Source organism: Corynebacterium evansiae, from assembly GCF_027570065.1.
GTDB lineage: Bacteria > Actinomycetota > Actinomycetes > Mycobacteriales > Mycobacteriaceae > Corynebacterium > Corynebacterium evansiae.
Genome location: NZ_JAKMUT010000025.1, coordinates 1 through 589, shown reverse-complemented (window position 1 = coordinate 589; position 589 = coordinate 1). Strand labels below are relative to the sequence as shown.

2 rRNA genes are annotated in these 589 nt (G+C 52.8%); both read left to right on the top strand.

Going from position 1 to position 589, the window contains the following annotated elements:
• Nucleotides 1–301: ribosomal RNA gene (locus L8V00_RS09985) — 23S ribosomal RNA — on the top strand; the annotation flags it as partial.
• Nucleotides 302–462: 161 nt separating this feature from the next.
• A 5S ribosomal RNA gene (gene rrf, locus L8V00_RS09980) occupies nucleotides 463–580 on the top strand.
• Nucleotides 581–589: the final 9 nt, after the last annotated feature.

Genomic DNA, 589 nt, shown 5'->3' with positions numbered 1-589 from the left:
TAGAACGTCGTGAGACAGTTCGGTCTCTATCCGCCGTGCGCGTTGAAACTTGAAGAAGGCTGTCCCTAGTACGAGAGGACCGGGACGGACATACCTCTGGTGGGCCAGTTGTCACGCCCGTGGCATGGCTGGTTGGCTACGTATGGGAGGGATAACCGCTGAAAGCATCTAAGCGGGAAGCCTGTTCTGAGATGAGGTTTCTTTTGAGGTTCCCTATAGATTATGGGGTTGATAGGCCGGATCTGGAAGTCATGTGAGTGATGGAGGTGACCGGTACTAATTAGCCGATGTTCAACACAAAAAGCCACTTTTGTTGTGTGGTTGTTGCTGAGACGATTTCGGATTGTCGCAAAGTTGTGTGCTCGCGTCTGTTATGCAGTGTCTGGAACGGCACGACACACCAGCTGAATCCTGGATTTGGTTTGGGTTTGGTTGGGTGTGTGTTTTGTTCTGTATTGGTTTGTCGGTGGTTGTTAGCGGTGGGGTCACGCCCGGTCCCTTTCCGAACCCGGAAGCTAAGCCTACCTGCGCTGATGGTACTGCACCTGGGAGGGTGTGGGAGAGTAAGTCACCGCCGGCACTAAAACTA